The sequence below is a fragment of the Singulisphaera photorubra genome, from assembly GCF_045290345.1.
Classification (GTDB): domain Bacteria; phylum Planctomycetota; class Planctomycetia; order Isosphaerales; family Isosphaeraceae; genus Singulisphaera.
In genome coordinates, this window is sequence record NZ_CP155447.1 from 9,353,219 (window position 1) to 9,376,032 (window position 22,814).

Here is a 22,814-nt window from a genome sequence, read left to right on the forward strand (position 1 = left end):
TCGTTATTCATTGCGATCAAGTCAAGGGAGAACAAGAACCTCGATATGCGAGGGGTGTTCCTTCGACCGATAAACCTTCTGGTTCGCTTTCTGGAAATCCGACTCCTTGGCGGAATAGATGTCCATAAACTTCTGTGGGTTTCGGTCGACGAGCGGGAACCAAGAACTTTGGATCTGCACCATGATGCGGTGGCCAGGTCGGAAAGTGTGACCAGTATCGGGGAGTGTGAAGTTGACAGGAGTGGGTTGATCGGGCGTGAACGCCTCGGGCCGATCTAAGCCATTGCGGAACTTGCCTCGAATGACGTCCCCCCGAACCAGTTGCTGATAGCCCCCCATGCGTTCGCCGGTCGGATTCTTTTCCGGATCGGGGAAATCATCAGGGTAAACATCGATCAGCTTGACGACCCAGTCGGAGTCGGTCCCTGACGTCGAAACATGAAGTTTCGCGTTGATTGGACCGACTATCGTGACGTCCTCTTCAAGGACAGCGGTCGAGTAGGTGAGCACGTCAGGCCGTCGCGAAGCGAAACGCTGGTCGGCGATCATGTACTCCTTCTTCATCTCGGGCGCGATGTCGGCAATATAGGGAACCGGCCTGTCCGGATCGCTCACGTAGTCATCATGCGCCTTGGAATCTTGGTCGAGTGCTTCGTCGGTGGAACCGTCAATGGCCAGGCGTCCCTTGGGCAAGAAGACCAGTGATCGTGGTTTCGCGTTCCGGGGCGGCCACGCCGAGAACTGGCTCCACTCATTCTTTCCCGTGATGAAGACCCACGCCTCGGGATGAACGGCCTTCCCTTTGTCCTTCAGATAATATTCAAAGAAGGGGAATTCGATTGTTTCTTGATAGTAACTGGATGTTTTCGCATTGAACTGGACCGAGCCCAGCGACTCGCCCGTGCCTCGGGCCCAGCCACCGTGAATCCAAGGGCCCATGACGAGCGTGTTGGATGCGTTGGGCGATTGAGATTCAATACTCCGATAGGTTTCTAGGGCGCCAAAGAGATTTTCGGCGTCAAACCAGCCCCCGACAGTCAGGACGGCGGGGCGTATCTCTTTGAGGTGCTGTCGGAGGTTGCGTGCCTTCCAGAACTCGTCATAGCTCCCATGTTCCATCAATTCCTTCCAGAACGAGACCTCGCCTTTGAAATGCGTTTTCTCGGCGTTGGAGAGGGGGCCAAGTCGGAGGAAGAACTCATAAGCGTCAGGCGTTCCGTGGTCGAAGACAAAGTCGAACTTCTTCGTGGGTTCGGGTCTGGGGCGACCGAAACGTGCCATGAAGTTAAAAGCATGGGTCAGAAAGAAGGCTCCGTTATGGTGCCAGTCGTCTCCTACGAACCAGTCGGTCACCGGGGCCTGAGGCGACGCCGCTTTGAGTGCGGGATGTGCGTTGATCAGCGAGGCCGAGGTATAATACCCGGGATAGGAGATGCCCCAGACGCCGACCCGGCCGTTATGATTCTCGAGTTTCTTGGTCAACCAGTCGATCGTATCCCACGCATCGGTGCTGTCATCAATGGACTTGTCTCCTCCGCTCCGCGCAACATTAGGTCGCACGTGGACGAAGTCTCCTTCGGACATCCAGCGTCCCCGGACGTCCTGGTAGACGAAGATGTAACCCTCCTTGGCGAAACTCTCGGACGGGCCCAGGTCAGGGCGATAGCGATCGACGCCGTAGGGCCGCGCGCTGTAGGGGGTCCGGTTGATGAGGATCGGATACTTCTGGCTGTGATCCTTGGGGGCATAGACCGAGGTGAAGAGGGTTACTCCATCTCTCATGGGAACTTGATAGTCGAATTTGGTGTAGTGGGACTTCACGTACTCCAAACCTTGAGCGGCGACCTGTCGGGTCGTCAGCCCGGCCACGAAGGTCCCCAGCAGAAAAGTCAACACCGTGGATTTGCCGGGCACTCGCATCCGTCAGTCCTCCATCGACACAGGGTGAGGGCCATCAACCACCGACAGGCCGATGAACAAAGACTAGGAAGTTAGTCCGGTCCACGTCGATACGCAAGGCGTGGCCTCTCGGAAAATGGGGCTGGCTCACGGAGGGCCAAGTGATTTCGCAACCGAGAGCAGGCAGGGGCCTCGTGCAGCCCCGCGGCTGGGGTGTCGCAGCTGATCGTTGCGTGGCTGGAGTTATGGTGGCAGGATGTTACGCGAGATTGCGTTTCATCGCAGGTTGTGTCTTGGGGTAGAGCTCGAACATGGACTCGAAACCAGCGTTCCCTTCGAAATTCCCGGTCTTCATCACACTGCCCGTGCAGTGGGGCGACCAAGATGCCTACGGCCACGTGAACAACACGGTCTACTTTCGCTGGTTCGAGAGTGCTCGGATCGCCTATTTCGGTCAAATCGGGCTCACGGAGATGATGTCCGCCGCGAAGGTCGGCCCGATCCTCGCGTCGATCACCTGTGATTACCGCCGACAGATCACCTTTCCGGAGAGCGTGATCATCGGGGCGAAAGTCACTCGAATCGGACGGACCAGCATCACGATGGAGCACGAACTATTCACTGAATCGAACCAGGCGCTTGCCGCTGAAGGCAAGTCGACGATCGTTGTCTTCGACTACTCCACCAATCGCCCTCACCCTGTTCCTGACCCAATCCGACGAGCCATCGAAGCCCTCGAAGGAGAATCACTCTGACTCGGCACCGACGGCCTGGAGCCGAGTGGAACGTGTCTCTCTCTCGCTCACGGCGACTCGTCGCCGGGCCGTCGTCCACAGACCAGGATTTCCTTAATTCCTGGCATTCGTATTAATTGATGTATTGATATATATGTTTCTCCGATCACTGCGGGGACTCCACTTAAAGCGGAGCCAAGCGTCCGATGCCCGGATCGGCGATCCGACGGCGTGCTCGTTATCGGCTGACTGGTCAGTTGAATAATGAGTTCGAGTTGAATAATGAGTTCGAACGGTGATTCTTCAAAACAGCGTTAACCTTGATCGCTGGCCATTGGTGCGGATGTTCTCCTCAGTGATCTCGATCAATAGTGAACGAACTGCAGCCAGGCGACTCCGACGAGGATCGTCACGAGCGTTAGTGGCACACCAACCTTGAGATACTCCACGAAGCCCAGGTCGGTGCCTGCGCGGCGGGCGTTCTCGACGACGATCAGGTTGGCGACCGAGCCCAGCAGAGTCAGGTTTCCCGCCAGTGTGCTCGACATCGCCAGCGCCAGCCAGGCCAGTTCCTTTTGCGACATCACTTCCATCAACGGCTTGAACAACAAGACCGCGGGGACGTTTGACACCAGGTTCGACAGAATCACGGACAAGCCGCTGACGAGCATCACCGGCGATTGTCGAAGCGCCCCCCACCCGTCGATTCCCCAGGTATGCACAACGTTCACCTCAAAGGTGTGAACGACGACGAATAGGCCGGTGAACATCACCAGCAGCGGCCAGTCGATCGCTCGGTAGAGCTTCTCGGGGCGAACCCGGTCGAGCATCAAAACCGCGGCCGCGACGAGTGCCACCAACGGGATCGGTTTCCCCGCAAAGAAGTAGGCCACGGTCATCATGCTGACCACAACGCCCTTGATCAAAAGTCGGCGATGTGTTCTGGGCCTTGACGCCGCGTTCCCCACTACCGGCTGGTCCTTCACTGCGCGAAGCACCTTGCGGTAGACGAACGCCACCACGACGAAGTTCAAGATGAGGCCGATCACGGCAACGGGGGCCAACCGAGACGCGAATCTGAGGTAGGAAATATGTGAGAGCGACCCGATGATAATGTTCTGCGGATTCCCCGTGATCGTGGCGACCGAGCCGACATTTGAGGCCGTCGCCAGTCCGATGAGATAAGGGATCGGTGGTCGCCTCAGCCGCTGGCAGAGTTGCAGGACCAAGGGCGTGAGCGCGACACAGACGACGTCGTTGACCAGAAACGCCGAGAGGACGCCCGAGAGCGCAATCGTCACCGCAAGCAGCGCAAAGGGTCCGGAAAACCGGGCAACGATCTGCTCCGTCACCAGGGCGAAAAACCCCGACATCCGAAGGGAGGCGACCATCACCATCATACTGAACAGGAGCACAATCGTATCGTAGTCGACGGCCTTGGCCGCATCCGGCATCGAGATCAGGCCGCAGGCGAGCATGGTCGCCGCGCCTACCAGAGCGATCCCCGCCCTATCAATCCGCAGCCCGGGAATCTTGCCAAGGGCCAGGGCCAGGTACGTCAGACCAAAGATTGTTGAAACTAGGGGAATCGAGGCCGATTGCATCGTCACGAGCGATTTTTCCTCCACGCTGCCGAAATTCAAAGGACCCAACATATCATCTCTGGTTCCTGTCATGTCAAGATGGCATGACAAGATCAGCGGCCGGACCCAAATGGGGAGAGGCGCTTTCAAGCAGAGAACTCGAAAACGCGAGCGTTGGCCTCTGGAACCAACGCCACGACAATCGAGGTCGCGATGGTCCCATTTCCCTCGAGAACCACAAAGCGTCTGCTTGATCCAGACGAAACGGACGAGTCCCTCCCCTGCTCTTGGGGGAAGTCCGCCACTTTTTGAACTTTGAATCGTTTTGAACCTCGATCGAACCCGGCGTCAGCGACCGAGGCGAGAGCGTTCAGAGGATGAAGGCTGAGAGGAGGGGAGAATCGAGAGCTGATCGTGCGAAGAAGCAAATCTCATGGGTTCGTACCCTCGCAAGCCTCTCGATTGTCATGGGATCCATGATGTGAGCGCGGACTGTCACCGCGATTGCAGGTCCGCCAATTCTGTTGCGGAATATGTTGAATTTCAAAAGAGTAAGTCTTGGTCGCCTGGGCTCGGGCGAAGCGGATCTTCCATCCCGTAGGTGCGAATCTTCCGAAGCAGGGTGCGAGTGCTAATTCCCAGGAGCTCCGCGGTCCGTTGCCGGTTGCCACCGGTCCGAATCAAGCACTCCTGAATGGCTTCGCGCTCTAATTCAGACAGCGTGACACTGGGGTGATGTCGATTCACTCCCACGGTCGTATGAACGGCACGAACGTTGGGAAGCAGGTCGGTCGGTAAGAAGCTTGAGAGCAGGACCGTACCGCTGGCTCGCAGTAAGGCCTGTTTGAGAACGCTCTGCAATTCCCTCACGTTCCCCGGCCACGAGTAGTCACACAGGCGTTCCATCGCTTCGGGGTCAACTTCCCGCACCTCACGGCCGAGTTCTCGACTGAAACGACGCACATACATCATCACCAGCATTGGCAAGTCGTCGCCTCGCTCGCGCAGGGCCGGCAGATGAATGGTGAAAACGCCCAACCGATAATAAAGGTCCGGCCTGAACTTCGACTCCTCGCAATAGGCTTTCAAGTCACGGTGAGTGGCGGCAATCAGACGAACATCGGTCCGTACCGTCTCGCTCCCGCCGACACGCTCAAACGACTGATCCTGCATCAGCCGGAGAACCTTGGCTTGAAGGGATAACGGCATGTCACCCACTTCGTCGAGAAAGATCGTCCCCCCTGAGCACTGCTCGAACTTGCCGATGCGGCGGCGGTCAGCCCCCGTGAACGCGCCTTTCTCATGACCGAAGAGCTCGCTCTCAAGCAAATTCTCCGGAATCGCAGCGCAGTTGAGCGCCAGAAACGGCGCTCGAGCCCGAGGGCCGTGCTGATAAATCGCAAGCGCGACTAACTCCTTGCCAGTTCCGCTCTCGCCCGTGATGAGCACGGGGACGTCCTGAGCCGCGACCCGTCCGATCGCCTTGTAGACCTCGCGCATCGCCGGACATCCGCCGATAATCGCGTCCTCGGCATCGGGGTCAGGAGCAGCATCGGTGACCACGGCCGGCTCGCGCATCCGTCGCGAAACCTCGAGCGCCTCACTGACAACCCGCTGCAACTGGCGCAAGTCGAGTGGCTTAAAAAGATAATCATAGGCGCCCTGTTGCATTGCCTCAATGGCCGCATCCGCCGTTCTCGCGGCGGTGATGAAGATCACGGGAATCCGCGCATCAATGCGACGGATCTCCTGGAACACCACAAGGCCGGATTGGTCGGGAAGTCTCAGGTCAAGAAGCACGACATCAGGCGGTCTGGCATGGATGCGGGCCAACCCCTCTGCCCCGGTGCGCGCCACCTCGACGTAGTGTTCGGGGGCCGGGAACGCCTGGCGTACCTGTGTCGGCACTAAAGCCGGCTCATCATCGACAAGCAATAGACGGGCCATGACACCACTCTCGGCGAATCGAGTGCATCGTCCCAACTCGCGTCATTCTCAGGGCTACGCCACGTTGCGCCAAGTGAGGGCATCATCAAAGTCTGAAAAGAAAGCGCGGAGCGAGTTGTGGAATCCTCCGCGATAACCGAACTTTGAGGCCGTCTCGAAGCTCTCGGGCGAGACAAAAAGGACCCATTCACCCAATCGAGGTGACAATCTGTCGCAATTGAGTGCCGACTTCATGCGGCAAATCCGAGGCTCAAAATTTAACCAATGCTCGTCGCAAGCCTCTGAAACAATTCACTTTGCGGTGGTCTTCCGCGACGACGTCGAACCATCGACCGGTCTGGCACGCTGTTTGTTTTTGCAATGGTTAATCGACTCCAAACCGCACACCCGACCTGTTTGTTGAACGAAGTATGAATTCGACCCCCAACCTTCCCGAGTGGTCACCCTTGAACTGACCGGCGGAGGAGTGCCACCGTTTCCTGTCACCCCACGTAATTTCCATGACTTACGATTGATAAGATCCAACTATGGTGGGTCCTGCCATCGCGGGCAACCCGTCAGGATGACCTGATGGTGTGGCTTCTCGGCTCAGGTTGCATGAATTCAGCACAATCGAACCTTGGGTGAATCAGAATCGCTTCCGTCACAAGGACGTCGGCACTGTGTGTTTCGCATATACTGTGTGTTTCGCATATCAAGTGACTCAGCCAAGCGACGTGATGATTCTCAATAGGGGTCGATCTTACTCGACGGTTATCAGCGGTGGAATTCTCCGGAACGATTCGTTCGATGTTCCCTCCGACGAAACCCTTCTCGCGTTGCGAGAACGAGCTTCGACCGGTGGCGAGCCACTGGGTTGAGAAGGCCTCGAACCATGGAGCATCCCACTGAGGACATCCGGACGGTTCGCCGCACGATCCGGGATCTGGTTGCGCTTTCAGCGTTCCCAACGTCCTGCTTCGGCTCTTCTCCCGTTCAGGTTGCCGAGAACCTGGCAGACATTCTGTTTGATCGGCTGCGCCCTGACTTCGTCTATCTTCGCCTTCGTGATCAGTCGGACGGGTCCGCGAGCGAGGTGTCCCGAACCCTTGAGCGGCCCGCCTCCCAGGATCAGACACGTCAGATCGGGCAGGTTTTGGCCCCCTGGTTGGATCTCGCTCATGCCGACTCGCCCTCTTCGGTTCCTAATCCGGTTGGAACCGGGAAGTCGCGGATCGTCGTCATCCCCCTGGGAGACGACGGAGAGGTTGGTGTCCTGGTAGCTGGTTCGACACAAGCTGGTTTCCCAGGTCAGGACAATCACCTCCTCCTCTGCGTCGGAGCCAGTCAGGCTGCGTTGGTGATCCAACGACATCAGGACGAGGCGGCTTTACGACGGAGCCAGCGTCCTAACCACGGCACGTTCAGTCGCATGTTTCTGCTTTCGGGATTGCTTGATCTCGACGGGACGGTCATTGATGCGAATCGTGCCTCGCTTGAATTCGGAGGCCTGAGGTGGGAAGAGGTGGTCGGCCGCCCCTTTTGGGAAGCTCGGTGGTGGGCAGATTCCGTCGCGGCGCAAACCCAAATACGGGCCGCAATTGCCGACGCGGCGTGTGGTGAGTTCGTCCGCTGCAAGGTCGAGGTCCGATGCGTCGATAAGCGAATCGCGGTCCTCGACCTTTCCCTCAAGCCGTTACGAGACGAACGAGGCCAGGTTGTCCGACTCATCCTCGAAGCAAGCGAGATCCACGACCGCACGCAAGCTTGGCTCACGCTTCTCGCGAGCGAGGAGCAATTTCGCGGCACATTCGAGAACGCGGCCGTCGGAATCGCTCACGTCGATTGCGCAGGCCACTTTCTCCGCGTCAATGAGACCCTGTGCGGCATCGTCGGCTACTCGCGCGAGGAGTTACTCGAAAAGTCGTTCCAGGACATCACCCTCCCCGAAGATCAGAAGGCAAGTCTCGCGTTATTCTCGCCGCTCTTGCGAGGTGAATCGAATCGCATCTCACTCGAGCAGCGCTCCATTCGCAAGGACGGTTCGCTCCTCTGGAGCGAGGTGTCGGTTGTTCCTCAGCCCGTGGTGACGGGCAAACCCACCTACGCAATCGCGGTGATTCACGACATCTCCGACCGGAAACGCCTCGAGATAGAGTTGAGGCAGGCGAGAGCCACCGCGGAGTCGGCCAACCGAGCCAAGGACGAGTTCCTGGCCAATGTTAGCCATGAGATCCGCACCCCGTTGAACGCCATCATTGGTATGACCGAGTTGGCTCTCGACACCCCCCTCACGAGAGATCAGCGGGATTGCCTCCAGACGGCAATGTCCGCGTCCGCCAACCTCCTCGGTGTCATTGATGACCTGCTCGACTTTTCCAAGATTGAGGCGGGGAAACTGGAGTTGGCCTCAACCGAGTTCTCACTCCGGTCCGCGCTGAGCGACACCATGCGGCTCCTCGCCCTCCGTGCCCATCGGAAGGGCTTGGAGTTAGTCTGCCAGGTCGGACTCGATGTGCCCGATGCACTCATCGGCGACGCGGGCCGGCTCAAACAGGTGTTGCTCAACCTCGTGGGCAACGCCATCAAGTTCACAGAGGCGGGTGAGGTCGTCGTGGATGTGGGTGTGGTTGAGATCGCCAGGCCGGGCGATATGGTGTCCCTCCGGGTCGAGGTGCGCGACACGGGCATCGGCATCCCTCCCGCTCATCAAGCGAAAATCTTCCTTGCGTTCGAACAAGAGAATACCTCGACCACCCGGAAATACGGCGGGACCGGCCTGGGACTGACCATCGCCGCCCGACTGTTGGCCTTGATGGACGGAACGATCGAGGTCGAGAGCCAGCCGGACCGAGGTAGCCAGTTCGTCTTCACGGTGCGGTTCCGGCGGCAGCCGCGTCGATCCGAACGCCAATGCGACCAATCACCAGCCTCACTCCATAACCTGCCTGTGCTCGTCGTCGACGATAATGCCACGAGCCGCCGTACCCTGGAGGCATGGCTCGTCGGTTGGAAGATGAAGCCGACCGCAAGGAGCAACGGCATGGCGGCGATGAACACCCTTCAACAAAGCGCAGCCGCGGGTCAGCCGTTTGCGTTGGCGTTGCTCGACACTCGAATGCCTGATACCGACGGACTGATGCTCGCCGCCATGATCCGCCGACGCGCCGAACTTTCCGCCACCCGCGTGATCATGTTAACGTCGGGGTTTCATCCGGGTGAGGAACGCCGGCTCCGGGAATTGCAAGTCGCCGGCCAACTCCTCAAGCCTGTTCAGCAGCACGAGTTGCTCGAAACGATCTTTCGGGTCATGGATCAAGCGATCGATGGCATCCCTCCCTCGGTGGAACCGTCGGAGCCACCGGCCCCCAGTTCAACCCCGTTGCGCCTCCTTGTTGCCGAGGACAACGAATTCAACGCCCGGCTCGTCGCGCGTCTGCTGACCAAGCGAGGCTATTTCGTGCAGGTCGCGGAGGACGGCCATCAAGCGCTCGCCATGCTCGGACTGGAAGAACGGCCGGCGCCTTTTCTGGATCAGCATCCGGGCGGCGACTGGGAGCAAACCATCGCCTGCGACAAACTCACCCCTTCGCCTCAGACGACGGCATTCGACCTTCTACTTCTCGACCTTCACATGCCGAAGCTCGACGGCTATGCGGTCGTCCGAGCGATCCGGAAACAAGAGAAAGTTTTGGGAGGCCACCTTCCCGTGATTGCTCTCACGGCGCGGTCACAGCCGGAAGATTGCGCCCGCTGCCTCGCAGCCGGGATGGACGACTATCTCCCGAAGCCGATCCGGACCGACGAGTTGCTCGCGGTGATCGAGGGACTGGTCCTTCACCGCTCGATTCCCCTCCAAGGAGAAGCCGCCAGTGGCGAGGGGGCATGCTCGCTCTTGACCTCCGCGACCCTGCTGGCCGCCTGCGGAGACGACGAAGCGGTCCTGCGCGAACTTTGCGAAGACTTCCGAACGTATGCGCCCGCCCGATTGACCGAGGTGCGCGACGCCCTCCGTGACCAAAACTCGCCAAGACTTCGCGACGCGGCCCACAAACTCGCGGGGTTGCTCTCCGCATTCTCCCGGCCTGCCGGAGATTTGGCGTCTGATCTTGAAGAGCGAGCCGCCCTCAACCAACTCGATCAGGCTCCGCACTTGGTCAGCGAGCTCGAAATCATGGCCCGAGACCTGATGTCCCAGATCGCCGACCTGTCGATCAAGAAGCTCCGCCTTCAGCCCTGATGCCCTCGAGTTCAGGGAATTCTCGCTCAATTTGGAACCAGGCTATTGACTCTCAGCGATTCCCGGGTACTATGTGATTCTCGCTGGTGCTGAGCACTAAGACAAAACCTGGTGCTAAACACTAAGACGAAACGCCGGAGTGGCGGAATTGGCAGACGCGCTAGCTTGAGGGGCTAGTGAGCTAACCATGCTCGTGCAGGTTCAAGTCCTGTCTCCGGCACTGTTTACGACAAAGCCCCCGCAAGGGGGCTTTGTTCGTTTACCCCCTTTCTTACACTGGAATCGGACTTCTTTGGGTATCACGAGGGAGGACCCTCGGATACTCGAGGCCGACTTCCATGCGTTGCTTCATTTGTCAGATCAAAGGCAACTGGCACGCTATGTCCTGCCCCGGGGCTTTCACCGGATCGTCGAGGAGTCCCAGCCATTCAAACGGGCGAGCTTTGACTGCCCGCCCGCGTCATGGTCGTCGGGCGCGGGTGCGACCCCATGTAGACGCAGGTCGTCGCCGCGCCCAGGGCGATGCAGGCGAGGAAATGGCGGTCACGCAGGAGGTCGAGCCTGATGAGCGGGTCGGGCCCCCGCAGGCATCAGGCCGCGACCGCCGCGAATGCGGCCGCCGCCCCGGCGCTCAGGGCGACCACGGTCCGGGACTCGAACCAATCCCACACCTGCCCTTCGGTCCGCACGATTTCCAGGCAGGCCAGACCGGCGACTAGCAGGGCCGCGCCGACCCAGTCGAACCGCCCGGGGGCCGACGATCCGGGTGCGTCGTCCGGCAGCCAGCGGACGCACGCCGCCAGGGCGAGAACCCAGAACGGGACGACGGCCAGGAACATGAAGCGCCAGGAATAGGCGTCGGTCAACCATCCGCCGATCGCCGGGCCGATCAGCAGGGCGACGCTGAACGCGGCCAGAGGGCTCGGCCGCCCCGGCCGAGCGAGGTCCGCCAGGCTGGCTTGGGCGAGCGGCACCAGGATCCCGCCGAGCAGTCCCTGGAGCAGCCGCGCGGCGATCAGCCCTGTGAAGGAGGTGGCCGCCCCGCACAGGGCGGTGGCGATGGTGAAGCCCGCGACGCACCCCAGGCACGCCCGACGGCGACCGACCCGATCGGCCAGGCGGGAGGCCAGGCGAGAGGCCAGGCGAGAGGCCAAGGGGACGGCGACGATGCTGGCCGCCAGGTACGCGTTCACCACCCACACCGCGTCGCGCCGGGCCGCCCCGACCCCGCCGGCCACGTGACGAGTGGATGCCACCGGCAGGCTCACCGAGACCACCGCGATGAGAGTCATCCCGGCCAGGGCCAGCACGGCGGCCAGCCCCCGCCGGTCCGGCCCCCTCCCGATCACCATGACGCCCTGGACCGTCGGAGTCCGTGTCATCTGCCGCCACCTGACTGGAGCCGGGCCCCGGCGTCCGGCCCGGTGGGCTCCTCCCGGATCCTGACGACCGGCACGACGGACAGGCCGGCGGCGAGCGGAGCCTCGGGCGAGTTCGGCTCCGCCAGGTCGACCCGGACGGTCAGCCGCTGGACCACCTTGACGAAATTCCCGGTGGCATTCTCGGCGGGCAGGACGGCCAGGGCCGCCCCGGTCCCGGGCGCGAACCCGCTCACCCGGCCGCGGAACACCCGGCCCGGATAGGCGTCGACCCGGAGGTCGACCGGGTGGCCGATCCGGACGTCGACCAACTGGGTCTCCTTGAAATGGCAATCGACCCACACCTCGGTGAGCGACCGGACGGCCATCATCTGCTGGCCGGCCACGACATGGTTGCCGGGGTTGACGGCCCTGCGGGACACCACCCCGTCGATCTCGGCGCGGACGTCGCAGTACCGCAGGTCCAGGTCGGCCAGGGCCAGGTCGCGCTGGGCCTGCGCGACCTTGGCGCGGGCCTGCTTGACAGCCGGGGCGTCGGGCACCAGCTTGGCGAAGATCCGGTCGACGTTGCCCTCGTCGTCCTGCTTGCGGAACTCGGCCAGGAACTGGGACGGTGTGGCCTCGCTGGTGGCCAGGGGGAGTCCGACCTGGGCGATGGTCTGGATCAGGTCGGCGAGTGCCTGTCGGACTCCGGAGAACGTCTGGTCGAGGTCGGCCGGGACGTCAGCAGGGCTCCCGCCGTCGGGCGGGTCGGGCGGCAGGCCGAGCGAGGCGCGGCCGACGCGCACCTCCTCGGCGGCCTGGCGGACCTGGGCCTCGGCCACCTTGTATGCACTCGTGCCCTGGTCGAACTCCTCGCGGGAGGACGCGCCCTTACGGAGCAACTGCTCGGTCCGGGCGAGTTCGATTTTGGCGAGGTCCCGGGTCGCCTCCTTGCTCCGGAGGGCGGCCACCTGGGACCGGAGGGTGGCCACCTGGTTATCCACGCCCTCGATGGCCATCTGGAGCTTCCACCGCTGGGCGCGGGCCAGGGCAAGGTCACCTCGGACCCGGCTCTCGGCCGCCGACAAGTCCGCCTCGGCGACCTCGACCCCGGACCGCTTCAGTTCGACCTGATTCTGGTACGGCTCCCGGTCCAGCTCGACCAGGAGGTCGCCCTTCCTGACCTGGGCGTTGTCGTCCACCACCACGCGGGCGACCTGACCGGGCACCCGGGGGGCGACGATGGTGACGTGGCTATCCACGTAGGCGTCATCGGTCGAGACAGTGTTGAGCCACTCGACGACCCCAGGCCACGCCCACCACACGACGGCCGCGAGGGCCAGTAGCCCGCCCCCAGACCCTACGCCGCGGCGACAAGGTCGGCCTGGCCGGACGGGGGACGACCACAACCGGCGGCGTCACGAAGTCCACCGGTCCGGCCCCGGTCGGGCTGGCCGTCTCGAGTGGCGCGTCTTCTGTGGTTGCCTGCTGGTGGGGATCGGGGGTCAAGTAGCATCGCCTCCGAGATCGGGCCGTTGTGGCAGGGGCACCGCATACTCCATCTTACGCGTCATCGGCTCACCCGCACAAAAGGCGTAGGCTGGAAAGAACCACGCCACCGCCGGAGCAGATTTCAATCGGTTCAGTCGTCCGTCTACTGGCGGCTCGATAAGTTCCGCGACAAGGCCGACCCCACCGGCGTGCCGTCTTCTCGCCGGACGGAGACGAGGAACGCTTCGGGGGTGATGCCGCCGTCGCTCGGCGTCGGACACTGTCATTACGGCTCGTCCGCGCCGGCTCGTTTCCACCGGAGATGGGACGTCACCGTCGTGCCCGAGCTTCGGATGAAAGTCGCCGTGCTGAGATGGAGCACGTCTCCCTCGACCCCGCCCACGCGTGGCTGATTCTGCCCAGCCCAGTTCGGGAACAGCGACACGTACATGGAGTGGGTGAGCGTCTATTTCTCCTCGTCGACGTGGAATGGGCCGGAGTAGGCGATATAGCCCGAGGCCTCATCCCGGTACTCCTCGGCGGTCCCGTCGAACCAGTCCCCGGACGCGAAGGGGGGCCGACATGCGCCCGTCAGGTGTGTACATGATGATACCCATGGGGTTTTCCCCCAGAGAGTGGAACAGCGCCGAACCGTCCACCGGACGCTCCTCGTAGGAGACGAGCTGGGCAGCCCCCGCCTCGCCCTGGAATAAATGCACTTGATCGGCCCCGAATCCGGCGTCCGCGAGTGCCCGCTGGACGGTCTGAACATCGACCCCGGCCGGGAAGTCGCCGGTGACCGCACGGGTCGGTTGATAAACGTATCCCGCGTCGCGTGGGTCATGTTGATTTGTGACATGATGATATCCCACGTGATTAGCTCGTTGTCAACGGTCACAACCCCGAGTCGACCGAGCCAGCGGCGTGAGTTGAGGGGCTCGACCCATTTCCATGTACCGAGCTCGGCGCCTGGAGGGCGCTCCGCCAATATCGAAGCGCCCGGGGGCAACTGGGATGCTCACACTTCAGCGGAAAGCACCGTGCCCCGCCCGCTGACCATACGCAAGTCCCGCAGAGCCGGTTCTGACCCGGGAAACCGAGCGGTGGGCACGCCGGCTGCCCTAACGTTCACGCGATGCCGGCCTCTCTGAGCCGGATGATCCGGCCTGAGCGGGTGCGGCAAGTTAGGAACGAATGGCAGTGGCCTGCGGCCGGTCTCGAACGCCTCCCGGTCGTGCCATGCTCTTCAGATGATGGATGCTATGTTTGAATTGCATTGAATTCTAAAACATTTTGCTTAGCCACTAAATATCGTAGGGTCCATGATATTGGGCTATTGACAATCTAAGTCTTTACGGATTCCATGGATTTACGAGAAGCGTGATCTCGCGGCGGGAACTCACATTTGGCTAGGGTGGCGCCGCTTTGCCATTCGTTGTGGTGTGGGATCATTTTTTTGGCTCCGCCCTTCGGAGGGTACACCGAACCGGGTCAGGCTGGTTTCAACTGTGCATCCCATGCACGCTCGGCCTCTCTCCGGGATGACAGCCGTGGTTCTCGTCGATGAAACGGGCGACATCCTTACTGGATACCACTGACGCTACGACCTCTCCCGTCCAACGAGTCTCGAAGGCTTGAAACGCCCTGGCCCGAAAGCGTCATCAAAACATTCTGATTTCGTGCTACTCCTTATTGGAATGGGCGTCCCGCCAATGGGGAAAAGAGGCGTTCATAACCTGTTGCCGTTTTCGGCGTCCTTGTCCCTCCTGACAGAATCATCGTTCCTGTTCGCCATCGCTGTATCGCAGGTCGATCGGGCCGGAGGGACGCCGGTGGAGCTACAAAAATGAGTGCACCCAGCATAGACGATCGCGCCAACCGCTCGGAAACGGGCGATCTCACCAGCCGCCTCAATGCCGTGGTCGAGGAAGCCAAGGAGAGAGCTAAGACCTTCCAGACGGAGGCGGAAACGGCGCGCCATGCAGTACAAGAGCGGTTCCAGAAGTTCCTCCCGATCGCCGAGCGGATCGTCGCGATCGCGCGGGAGAAGCTGGAGCAGTTGAGAGAGCGGCTCGAGTTCGACGTCATCCCGGCTCAGTACCAGACGGAGCAGTCTTACTCTCGATCGGTCACCCTCGACGTGAAGTCCGAGCTGGCTGGGGTCATCAAGGTTGCCTTCAGGCTGACCCACGACTCGGACGTGCGGCAGATCAGCCTCGCCTACGACCTCCAGATCGTTCCGGTCTTCTTCCGGTTCAATTCGCACTCCGAGTTTGAGATGCCGCTCGAGGCGTTCGACGAAGCGGTCGTGGGAAAGTGGCTCGACGACCGTATCATCGAGTTCGCGAATGCCTTGCTGGAGTTGCGCTCGACGAAGCAGCACCAGGCGCGGGTGATGGTCTCCGATACCGTGGCAGGCATCACCTTCCCGAAGTATTTCGCCGCGGCCACGCTCGACCACGACGGGACAACCTATTACTTCATCAGCGAGGAGACGCGTCGCGAGTTCGCGGAACGCCATGGCCTGAACCCATGAGTCACGAAGGCGTCCGGCCACACCCGCCCGGATCCACGGTGGCCCCGCTCCACGCCAGTTGGTCGCGACGGCCCTACATCGTGACGATCAAGGGCGGCTCATCTGCGGCGAACTCGATCTCGGTCTCATCGCCTTCCTCGCCCACGCCGAGGGGATGACGTAGGGCCAGTTCCAACGCTTGATCAACCAGGAGTCGGGGCTCCTGGGAGTTTCGGAGACGATCGCCGATATGCGAGAACTCCTAGGCCGTCGCGAGCTCGATCACCGCGCGGCCAAGGCAGTCGACCTGTTCTGTTGCCGGGTGAAGACCGCGATCGGGGCCCTGAGCGCCGTACTGGGCGGGCTGGATTCGCTCGTCTTCTCCGACGGCATCGGCGAGAACTCTCCCGAGGTCCGCCGCTGCGTTTGCGAGGGGCTCGAATTCCTCGGGATCGCCCTCGACGGAGGGGTGAAACGCAGCCGGCGAACTGTTGATCTCGACCGAAGCGAGCGCGACCCGAGTCCGGGTCATACCAACTGACGAGGAGCTCATGATCGCCCGAGCGGCCAACCGCCTCGTGGTTCCGCCGTCGTGAACCTCGGAGGCGACCAGTTCGATCGCAGCGATCCTTCTTACGGAGTCGATCGATGGACACGACGCTGATGACGGAGGTCCCCCCCCAGGCACCCACCCCTTCGGGCGATGCCCAGGGCAAGGAGGCGCCGCTCTCGCCGGACGAGCTCCGCAAGCTCGACGCCTACTGGCGGGCCGCCAACTATCTCTCGATCGGACAGATCTACCTGCTCGACAACCCGCTCCTGAAAGAGCCGTTGAGGCGGGAACACATCAAGCCGCGGCTGCTCGGTCACTGGGGTACGTCGCCAGGCCTGAACATGCTCTGCACTCACCTCAACCGGGTCATCAAGCGGGACGACCTGGACATGATCTACATCATCGGCCCGGGGCACGGCGGCCCGTCCCTGGTCGCCCACGCCTACCTCGAAGGCACCTATAGCGAGGTCTACCCGGAGGTCAGTCGGGACACCGAGGGGATGAAGAAGCTGTTCAAGCAATTCAGCTTCCCGGGGGGTATTCCCAGCCATGTCGCCCCGGAGACGCCAGGCAGTATCCACGAGGGGGGCGAGCTCGGCTACGCCCTGAGCCATGCCTATGGCGCCGCGTTCGACAACCCGAACCTGATCGTCGCCTGCGTCGTCGGCGACGGTGAGGCGGAGACCGGCCCGCTCGCTACCGGCTGGCACGGGAACAAGTTCCTCAACCCGGCCCGCGACGGCTGCGTGCTCCCGATCCTCCACCTGAACGGCTACAAGATCGCCAACCCCTGCTTCCTCGCCCGGATCCCGAAGGACGAGTTGCAGAAGTTCTTCGAAGGGATGGGCTATCGGCCCTACTTCGTCGAGGGGAGCGACACGAACGCCGTCCACCAGCAGCTCGCCGGGGTGCTCGATGCGGTCGTGGCGGAGATCCGGCAGATCTGGGACGACGCCCGCCAGAACGGGGTCATGAGGCGACCGGCCTGGCCGATGATCGTCTTCCGCACCCCGAAGGGCTGGACGTGCCCGGCGGAAATCGACGGCAAGAAGTGCGAGGACTACTGGCGGAGCCACCAGGTTCCGATGAGCGACATGGACAAGCCCGAGCACATCCGCATCCTTGAGGATTGGATGAAGCAATACCGGCCCGAGGAGCTTTTCGACGACCGGGGCCGGTTCGTCCCCGAGCTGGCCGAACTGGCCCCGATTGGGCGTCGCCGGATGAGTGACAACCCGCACGCCAACGGTGGCCTGCTGCTGAGGGACCTGAGGCTGCCAGACTTCCGCGACTACGCGGTCGATGTTTCCAGCCCCGGAAAGACCATGGCCGAGTCGGCCCGCGTGATGGGTACGTTCCTCCGGGACGTCATGAGAGAGAACCTGGAGAGCTCCAACTTCCGCCTGTTCAGCCCGGACGAGAACAACTCGAACCGCTGGCAGGACGTGCTCGAGGTGACCAATCGTTGTTTCATGGCCGAGATCTACCCGGAGGACGATCGGCTCAGCCCGGACGGCCGGGTGATGGAGGTACTCAGCGAGCACCAGTGCCAGGGCTGGCTGGAGGGCTACCTCCTGACGGGGCGGCACGGGTTCTTCTCCTGTTACGAGGCGTTCATCCACATCATCGACTCGATGTTCAATCAGCACGCCAAGTGGCTCAAGGTCTGCAACCAGATCCCCTGGCGGCGGCCGATCGCCTCGTTCAACTACTTCCTCAGCTCGCACGTCTGGCGCCAGGACAACAACGGGTTCAGCCACCAGGACCCCGGCTTCATCGACCACGCGGTCAACAAAAAGGCCGAGGTGATCCGCGTCTACCTGCCGCCCGACGCGAATTGCCTGCTCTCGGTCACCGACCACTGCTTGCGGAGCCGCAACTACGTCAACATCGTCGTGGCCGGTAAACAGCCCGCGCCCCAGTGGCTGACCATGGAACAGGCCATCAAGCACTGCACCCAAGGCCTCGGCATCTGGGAGTGGGCCAGCAACGACAAGGGGGCCGAGCCGGACGTGGTGATGGCCTGCTGCGGCGACGTGCCGACCCTCGAGACGCTGGCGGCAGTCGAGCTGCTGCGCAAGCACCTTCCCGAGCTGAAGGTCCGCGTCGTCAACGTCGTCAATCTGATGAAGCTCCAACCCTCCAGCGAGCACCCGCATGGGCTCCCGGACGCGGACTTCGACGCCCTGTTCACGAAAGACAAGCCGATCATCTTCGCCTTCCACGGCTACCCGTGGCTGATCCACCGGCTGACGTATCGGCGGACGAACCACAAGAATCTGCACGTCCGGGGCTACAAGGAGGAGGGGACGACGACGACGCCGTTCGACATGGTGGTGCTCAACGACCTGGACCGGTTCCACCTGGTGGAGGACGTGATCGATCGCTTACCGCAGCTCGGTTCCCGGGCCGCCTATTTCAAGCAGGCGATCCACGAGAAGCTGATCGAGCACAAGGAGTACATCGCCCAGCACGGCGATGACATGCCGGCGATCAGCGGCTGGAGGTGGGGAGTGAACGGTCAGGCTGGGGCGGGCGCTACCACCACCGAAGGGGACAACATCTAGCGGCGAGAGTCCTCCGCTCCGATCGGGCGCATGCCCGCGCCCGATCAGAGGCCGTCTTGGGAGTCATCCATGCCATCCGAACTGCCACGACTGTTCCTCGCCCGCCACGGCGACACGGCCTGGACCGACTCTCGCCAGCGCACCGGTCGCACCGACCTGCCGTTGAACCAATCCGGCGAGGACCGCGCCCGCGAGCTCGGCAAGAGGCTGCAGCGCTTCACCTTCACGTCCGTCTTCACGAGTCCCTTGATTCGGGCCTCGAAGACATGTGAGCTGGCCGGCTTCGGGGCGAACGCAAGGGTCGAACCGGATCTGGTCGAGTGGGACTACGGCCGCTACGAAGGGAGCCTGACCAAGGGCATCCTCAAGCAGCAACCTGGCTGGGAATTGTATCGCGACGGCTGCCCCGACGGCGAATCGCCGGAGGACGTCGCCACCCGGGCGGATCGGTTCATCTCCCGGATTCGGTCCCTCGACGGGGACGCGCTGGCGTTCTCGAGCGGGCACATCATCCGGATGATCGCGGCCCGATGGCTCGGCCTGCCGCCGAGGGCAGGCCGGTTTTTCTTCTGCCGGACTGCCAGCGTGGGCGTCCTCGGCTACGAGCACGGAACGCGGGACGAGCCGATACTCGTCCTCTGGAACCAAGTCGCTCGACCGCGGGAGTGAGTCGGCCCGATCAGGGCCTTGGCGTATCAAAAAGTAGGTCGTCCCGGAGAGAGGAGCGGCGTCAACGTGACGGTTGCCATGCAAATCAGGCGAGGCCCCCCCCTGGAGAGCTCCGCGACCAGCAGCCGAAGCTCCCCCCTGGGAGCCACCGTCGTCGAGGGCGGAGTCAACTTCAGCCTGTTCTCACGGACCGCCGCCGCCGTCGAACTCGTATTCTTCGACCGGGAGAGCGACTCCACCCCGTCGCGCGTGATCCGGCTGGACCCGGCGACGAACCGAACTTACCACTACTGGCACGTATTCGTGCCCGGCGTGTCGCCGGGCCAGCTCTACGGGTATCGGGTCGACGGACCTTCAGATCCCGCCCGCGGACTGCGGTTCGATCCGGCGAAGCTCCTTCTCGACCCGTACGCTCGCGGCGTCGTGATCCCGACGACCTACGATTGCGAGGCGGCGAAACGGGAGGGCGATAACGCCGCGACGGCGATGAAGGGTGTGGTCGTCGACCCGAGCAAGTACGACTGGGAGGGGGACCTGCCGCTGAGCCGGCCCTCCTCGCGTACGATCATCTACGAGATGCACGTCCGGGGATTCACCCGGCACCCGAGCTCTGGTGTCGGAGAGCAGGCCCGGGGCACCTACGCCGGACTGGTCGAGAAGATTCCCTATCTCCGGGAACTCGGGATCACCGCCGTCGAGTTGCTCCCGGTGTTCGCGTTCGACGCCCAGGCCTGCCCGCCGGGGCTGGTCAATTACTGGGGTTACCAGCCGGTTTCCTTCTTCGCGCCGCATCCGGCTTATAGCTCGCGCCGCGATGCCCTCGGCCCGGTGGATGAGTTCCGTGACCTGGTGAAGGCCCTGCACAGGGCAGGCATCGAAGTCATCCTCGACGTGGTCTTCAATCACACCGCCGAGGGGGATCGCACTGGGCCGACGCTCAGTTTCCGGGGAATCGACAACCCAACCTACTACATCCTCGAAGAAGAGGGCGCGCGATACGCCGACTACACCGGCTGCGGCAACACACTGAACGGGAATCACCCGATCGTCCGCCGCATGATCGTGGACAGCCTGCGCTACTGGGTCGAGGAAATGCATGTGGACGGCTTTCGGTTCGACCTCGCGTCGATCCTGGCCCGCGACTCGGCGGGGCAGCCACTGCCGAATCCGCCGGTCCTCTGGGATATCGAGTCGGAGCCGGCCCTGGCGGGTACGAAGCTCATCGCCGAGGCCTGGGATGCGGCCGGGCTCTACCAGGTCGGGAGTTTCGTCGGCGACGCCTGGAAGGAGTGGAACGGTCGATTCCGCGACGACGTCCGCGACTTCTTCCGCGGCGAACCGGGAGCGGTGCGACGCCTGGCGGACCGGATGGTCGGGAGCCCTGAGATCTACGGTGGCGAAGGACGCGAGGCCGAGCAGAGCGTCAATTTCGTGACGTGTCACGATGGCTTCACGCTCAACGACCTCGTCTCCTACAACCAAAAGCACAACCAGGAGAACGGCGAGGACAACCGCGACGGCGCCAATGACAACAGGAGCTGGAACTGCGGCGTCGAAGGCCCGACCGACGATCCCGCGGTCGAGGCCTTGCGCAACCGCCAGGTCAAGAATTTTCTCGCGGTCACAATGATGTCGCTGGGTGTGCCCATGATCCTCATGGGAGACGAGGTCCGGCGCACCCAGCACGGGAACAACAACGCCTATTGTCTCGACGACGAGACCACCTGGTTCGACTGGACGCTCCTGGCGAAGCACCCCGATGTCCACCGCTTCGTGAGCTTGCTCGCCGCAAGGCGATTGTTGCGCGACGTAGAGAATGAGCGTCGGCGGGTGAGCCTGAACACCCTGCTGCAGGAGGCCAAAAAAGCCTGGCACGGTGTGAAGCAGTATGCGCCCGACTGGGGGGACGGCTCCCACAGCGTCGCCCTGGGGGCGGAGCTCCGCAGCGAGGGGATCCATTTCCACCTGATCCTGAACGCGTACTGGGAGCCGCTCGAATTCGAGTTGCCGAACCTCGGCGATGGCCAACCATGGCGGCGATGGATCGACACCGCCCTCGAACCGCCGCACGACATTGCCCCATGGCAGGCCGCACCGACGGTACCGGGCGACACTTACCGCGTTGAGTCCCGCTCGGTCGTGATGCTTTTCACGGCCGCCCGGCCCGACGCGAACCCGTCAACTCGGGACCTGTAGTCACCCAAGAGCCCGCCTCCGGGACCGACGCAAATTCCGACCCGAGTCGCGAGCCGCCACGAACGGCCCATGCGTGAACCGGGGAGGAAAGAGCATGGAGTCGGGAGGTACGCACCACATATCCGGGAGGGAGTGACCATGGCGATCGGATACGACAGTCCCCTCTACGTCTTGCCCTTCGACCACCGGGCCACGTTCTCGAAAACCATGTTCGGATGGGAGGGGCCGCTCGCCCCGGATCAGTCGGCGCAGATTGCCGCCATCAAGGACGTGATCTACGACGCCTTCAAATCGGCCGTCGCGGAGGGTGTCCCGAAGGCGCGGGCCGGGATCCTTGTGGATGAGCAATTCGGGGCGAGCATCCTGCGCGACGCCCAGGCGAATGGATTCATCACCGCCTGCCCCGCCGAGAAGAGTGGCCAGGACGAGTTCGATTTCGAGTACGGTTCAGACTTCGCACGTCACATCGAGGAATTCGCCCCGACCTTTTGCAAGGTGCTGGTGCGCTACAACCCGGAGGGGGACGCGGAAGCAAATCGGCGGCAAGCCGCACGGCTGAAACAGTTGTCCGACTACCTGCACGAGAGCGGCAGGTTGTACATGTTCGAGTTGCTCGTGCCCCCGCTACCGGCCCAACTGCAAGGGCTCGGCAACGACAAGAAGGCGTACGACCTGCAGTTGCGCCCCGACTTGATGGTCCGGGCTATCCACGAGCTGCAGGACGCCGGTGTCGAGGCGGACGTTTGGAAGATCGAGGGCATCGAACGGACGGAGGACTGCCAACGGGTCGTCAAGGCGGCCCGCCGCGGCGGCCGCGACCGGGTCGGCTGCATCATCCTGGGCCGCGGGGAGGATGACGAAAAAGTGCGGCATTGGCTGAGGACCGCCGCCGGGGTGCCAGGGTTCATCGGCTTTGCGGTCGGTCGAACCACGTTCTGGAATCCGCTCGTGGACTACCGTGCCGATCGGATCACGCGCGAGGATGCCGTCGCTCAGATCGCCGCGTCCTACCGCGAGTGGGTGGATCTCTTTGAGTCGGCGAAGTGAGGGGCGGCGGGGCCGAACCGGGAGGCACCTCCC

The 22,814-nt window shown here is 62.5% G+C and carries 15 protein-coding genes and 1 tRNA gene; 9 read left to right on the top strand and 7 right to left on the bottom strand.

The genetic code is table 11. The annotated features are described in order from the left end of the window. Positions 1-21 precede the first annotated feature (21 nt). On the bottom strand, positions 22-1,920 hold the full coding sequence (locus tag V5E97_RS34865) for a CocE/NonD family hydrolase (protein WP_406696143.1): 1,899 nt from the start codon (positions 1,918-1,920) through the stop codon (positions 22-24). A 290-nt stretch (positions 1,921-2,210) separates the two neighbouring features. On the opposite strand from V5E97_RS34865, the gene V5E97_RS34870 reads away from it, so the two are divergent. Continuing rightward, positions 2,211-2,654: an acyl-CoA thioesterase gene (locus tag V5E97_RS34870; RefSeq protein ID WP_406696144.1), complete on the top strand. Its 444-nt coding sequence runs from the start codon at positions 2,211-2,213 to the stop codon at positions 2,652-2,654. Positions 2,655-2,998: 344 nt separating this feature from the next. On the opposite strand, the gene V5E97_RS34875 is transcribed toward V5E97_RS34870, so the two are convergent. Both V5E97_RS34875 and V5E97_RS34880 read right to left on the bottom strand, forming a co-directional pair. After that, positions 2,999-4,237: an anion transporter gene (locus V5E97_RS34875; protein WP_406701264.1), complete on the bottom strand. Its 1,239-nt coding sequence runs from the start codon at positions 4,235-4,237 to the stop codon at positions 2,999-3,001. A gap of 522 nt (positions 4,238-4,759) precedes the next feature. Then, entirely contained in the window at positions 4,760-6,163 is a 1,404-nt protein-coding gene (locus tag V5E97_RS34880; RefSeq protein ID WP_406696145.1) for a sigma-54-dependent transcriptional regulator, read from the bottom strand. Positions 6,164-7,037: 874 nt separating this feature from the next. Between V5E97_RS34880 and V5E97_RS34885 the strand changes: the two genes are divergently transcribed. Together V5E97_RS34885 and V5E97_RS34890 are read left to right on the top strand one after the other, a co-directional pair. Then, on the top strand, positions 7,038-10,382 hold the full coding sequence (locus V5E97_RS34885) for a hybrid sensor histidine kinase/response regulator (RefSeq protein ID WP_406696146.1): 3,345 nt from the start codon (positions 7,038-7,040) through the stop codon (positions 10,380-10,382). A 133-nt stretch (positions 10,383-10,515) separates the two neighbouring features. Next, positions 10,516-10,602, top strand: a tRNA-Leu gene (locus V5E97_RS34890). A 370-nt stretch (positions 10,603-10,972) separates the two neighbouring features. Here V5E97_RS34890 and V5E97_RS34895 read toward each other — a convergent pair. From V5E97_RS34895 to V5E97_RS34910, 4 genes are all read right to left on the bottom strand, one after another. Beyond that, entirely contained in the window at positions 10,973-11,764 is a 792-nt protein-coding gene (locus tag V5E97_RS34895; protein WP_406696147.1) for an MFS transporter, read from the bottom strand. After that, positions 11,761-13,068, bottom strand: coding sequence for an efflux RND transporter periplasmic adaptor subunit (locus tag V5E97_RS34900; protein WP_406696148.1), 1,308 nt, complete (start codon positions 13,066-13,068; stop codon positions 11,761-11,763). The genes V5E97_RS34895 and V5E97_RS34900 overlap by 4 nt, the downstream gene beginning before the upstream one ends. 452 nt (positions 13,069-13,520) lie before the next feature. Further along, positions 13,521-13,685 (bottom strand): lipocalin-like domain-containing protein, encoded by a 165-nt coding sequence (locus V5E97_RS34905; RefSeq protein WP_406696149.1) that lies wholly within the window; start codon positions 13,683-13,685, stop codon positions 13,521-13,523. A 70-nt stretch (positions 13,686-13,755) separates the two neighbouring features. After that, the gene (locus V5E97_RS34910) at positions 13,756-14,106 is read right to left on the bottom strand and encodes a lipocalin-like domain-containing protein (RefSeq protein WP_406696150.1); all 351 of its coding nucleotides are present in this window, start codon (positions 14,104-14,106) and stop codon (positions 13,756-13,758) included. A gap of 974 nt (positions 14,107-15,080) precedes the next feature. Between V5E97_RS34910 and V5E97_RS34915 the strand changes: the two genes are divergently transcribed. The 6 genes from V5E97_RS34915 to V5E97_RS34940 all read left to right on the top strand — a co-directional run bounded on the left by V5E97_RS34915 (position 15,081) and on the right by V5E97_RS34940 (position 22,781). Beyond that, complete coding sequence (locus V5E97_RS34915) at positions 15,081-15,770, top strand: hypothetical protein (protein ID WP_406696151.1); 690 nt, start codon at positions 15,081-15,083, stop codon at positions 15,768-15,770. Positions 15,771-15,999: 229 nt separating this feature from the next. After that, the gene (locus V5E97_RS34920) at positions 16,000-16,290 is read left to right on the top strand and encodes a hypothetical protein (RefSeq protein WP_406696152.1); all 291 of its coding nucleotides are present in this window, start codon (positions 16,000-16,002) and stop codon (positions 16,288-16,290) included. A 122-nt stretch (positions 16,291-16,412) separates the two neighbouring features. After that, on the top strand, positions 16,413-18,869 hold the full coding sequence (locus V5E97_RS34925; RefSeq protein WP_406701265.1) for a phosphoketolase family protein: 2,457 nt from the start codon (positions 16,413-16,415) through the stop codon (positions 18,867-18,869). 69 nt (positions 18,870-18,938) lie between these two features. Further along, positions 18,939-19,538 (top strand): histidine phosphatase family protein, encoded by a 600-nt coding sequence (locus V5E97_RS34930; protein ID WP_406696153.1) that lies wholly within the window; start codon positions 18,939-18,941, stop codon positions 19,536-19,538. A gap of 78 nt (positions 19,539-19,616) precedes the next feature. Then, positions 19,617-21,734 carry a glycogen debranching protein GlgX gene (glgX, locus tag V5E97_RS34935; protein WP_406701266.1) on the top strand — a complete coding sequence of 706 codons (2,118 nt, stop codon included), beginning with the start codon at positions 19,617-19,619 and terminating at the stop codon, positions 21,732-21,734. Between the two features lie 138 nt (positions 21,735-21,872). Next, entirely contained in the window at positions 21,873-22,781 is a 909-nt protein-coding gene (locus V5E97_RS34940) for a 2-deoxy-5-keto-D-gluconate 6-phosphate aldolase domain-containing protein (RefSeq protein WP_406696154.1), read from the top strand. Positions 22,782-22,814: the final 33 nt, after the last annotated feature.

What these genes read in the sequence shown, in the direction of transcription:
- V5E97_RS34865 (WP_406696143.1), bottom strand. Translation starts at nt 1,920, where the DNA reads ATGCGAGTGCCCGGCAAATCCACGGTGTTGACTTTTCTGCTGGGGACC.
- V5E97_RS34870 (WP_406696144.1), top strand. Translation starts at nt 2,211, where the DNA reads ATGGACTCGAAACCAGCGTTCCCTTCGAAATTCCCGGTCTTCATCACA.
- V5E97_RS34875 (WP_406701264.1), bottom strand. Translation starts at nt 4,237, where the DNA reads ATGCAATCGGCCTCGATTCCCCTAGTTTCAACAATCTTTGGTCTGACG.
- V5E97_RS34880 (WP_406696145.1), bottom strand. Translation starts at nt 6,163, where the DNA reads ATGGCCCGTCTATTGCTTGTCGATGATGAGCCGGCTTTAGTGCCGACA.
- V5E97_RS34885 (WP_406696146.1), top strand. Translation starts at nt 7,038, where the DNA reads ATGGAGCATCCCACTGAGGACATCCGGACGGTTCGCCGCACGATCCGG.
- V5E97_RS34895 (WP_406696147.1), bottom strand. Translation starts at nt 11,764, where the DNA reads ATGACACGGACTCCGACGGTCCAGGGCGTCATGGTGATCGGGAGGGGG.
- V5E97_RS34905 (WP_406696149.1), bottom strand. Translation starts at nt 13,685, where the DNA reads ATGTACGTGTCGCTGTTCCCGAACTGGGCTGGGCAGAATCAGCCACGC.
- V5E97_RS34915 (WP_406696151.1), top strand. Translation starts at nt 15,081, where the DNA reads ATGAGTGCACCCAGCATAGACGATCGCGCCAACCGCTCGGAAACGGGC.
- V5E97_RS34920 (WP_406696152.1), top strand. Translation starts at nt 16,000, where the DNA reads ATGCGAGAACTCCTAGGCCGTCGCGAGCTCGATCACCGCGCGGCCAAG.
- V5E97_RS34925 (WP_406701265.1), top strand. Translation starts at nt 16,413, where the DNA reads ATGACGGAGGTCCCCCCCCAGGCACCCACCCCTTCGGGCGATGCCCAG.
- V5E97_RS34930 (WP_406696153.1), top strand. Translation starts at nt 18,939, where the DNA reads ATGCCATCCGAACTGCCACGACTGTTCCTCGCCCGCCACGGCGACACG.
- glgX (WP_406701266.1), top strand. Translation starts at nt 19,617, where the DNA reads ATGCAAATCAGGCGAGGCCCCCCCCTGGAGAGCTCCGCGACCAGCAGC.
- V5E97_RS34940 (WP_406696154.1), top strand. Translation starts at nt 21,873, where the DNA reads ATGGCGATCGGATACGACAGTCCCCTCTACGTCTTGCCCTTCGACCAC.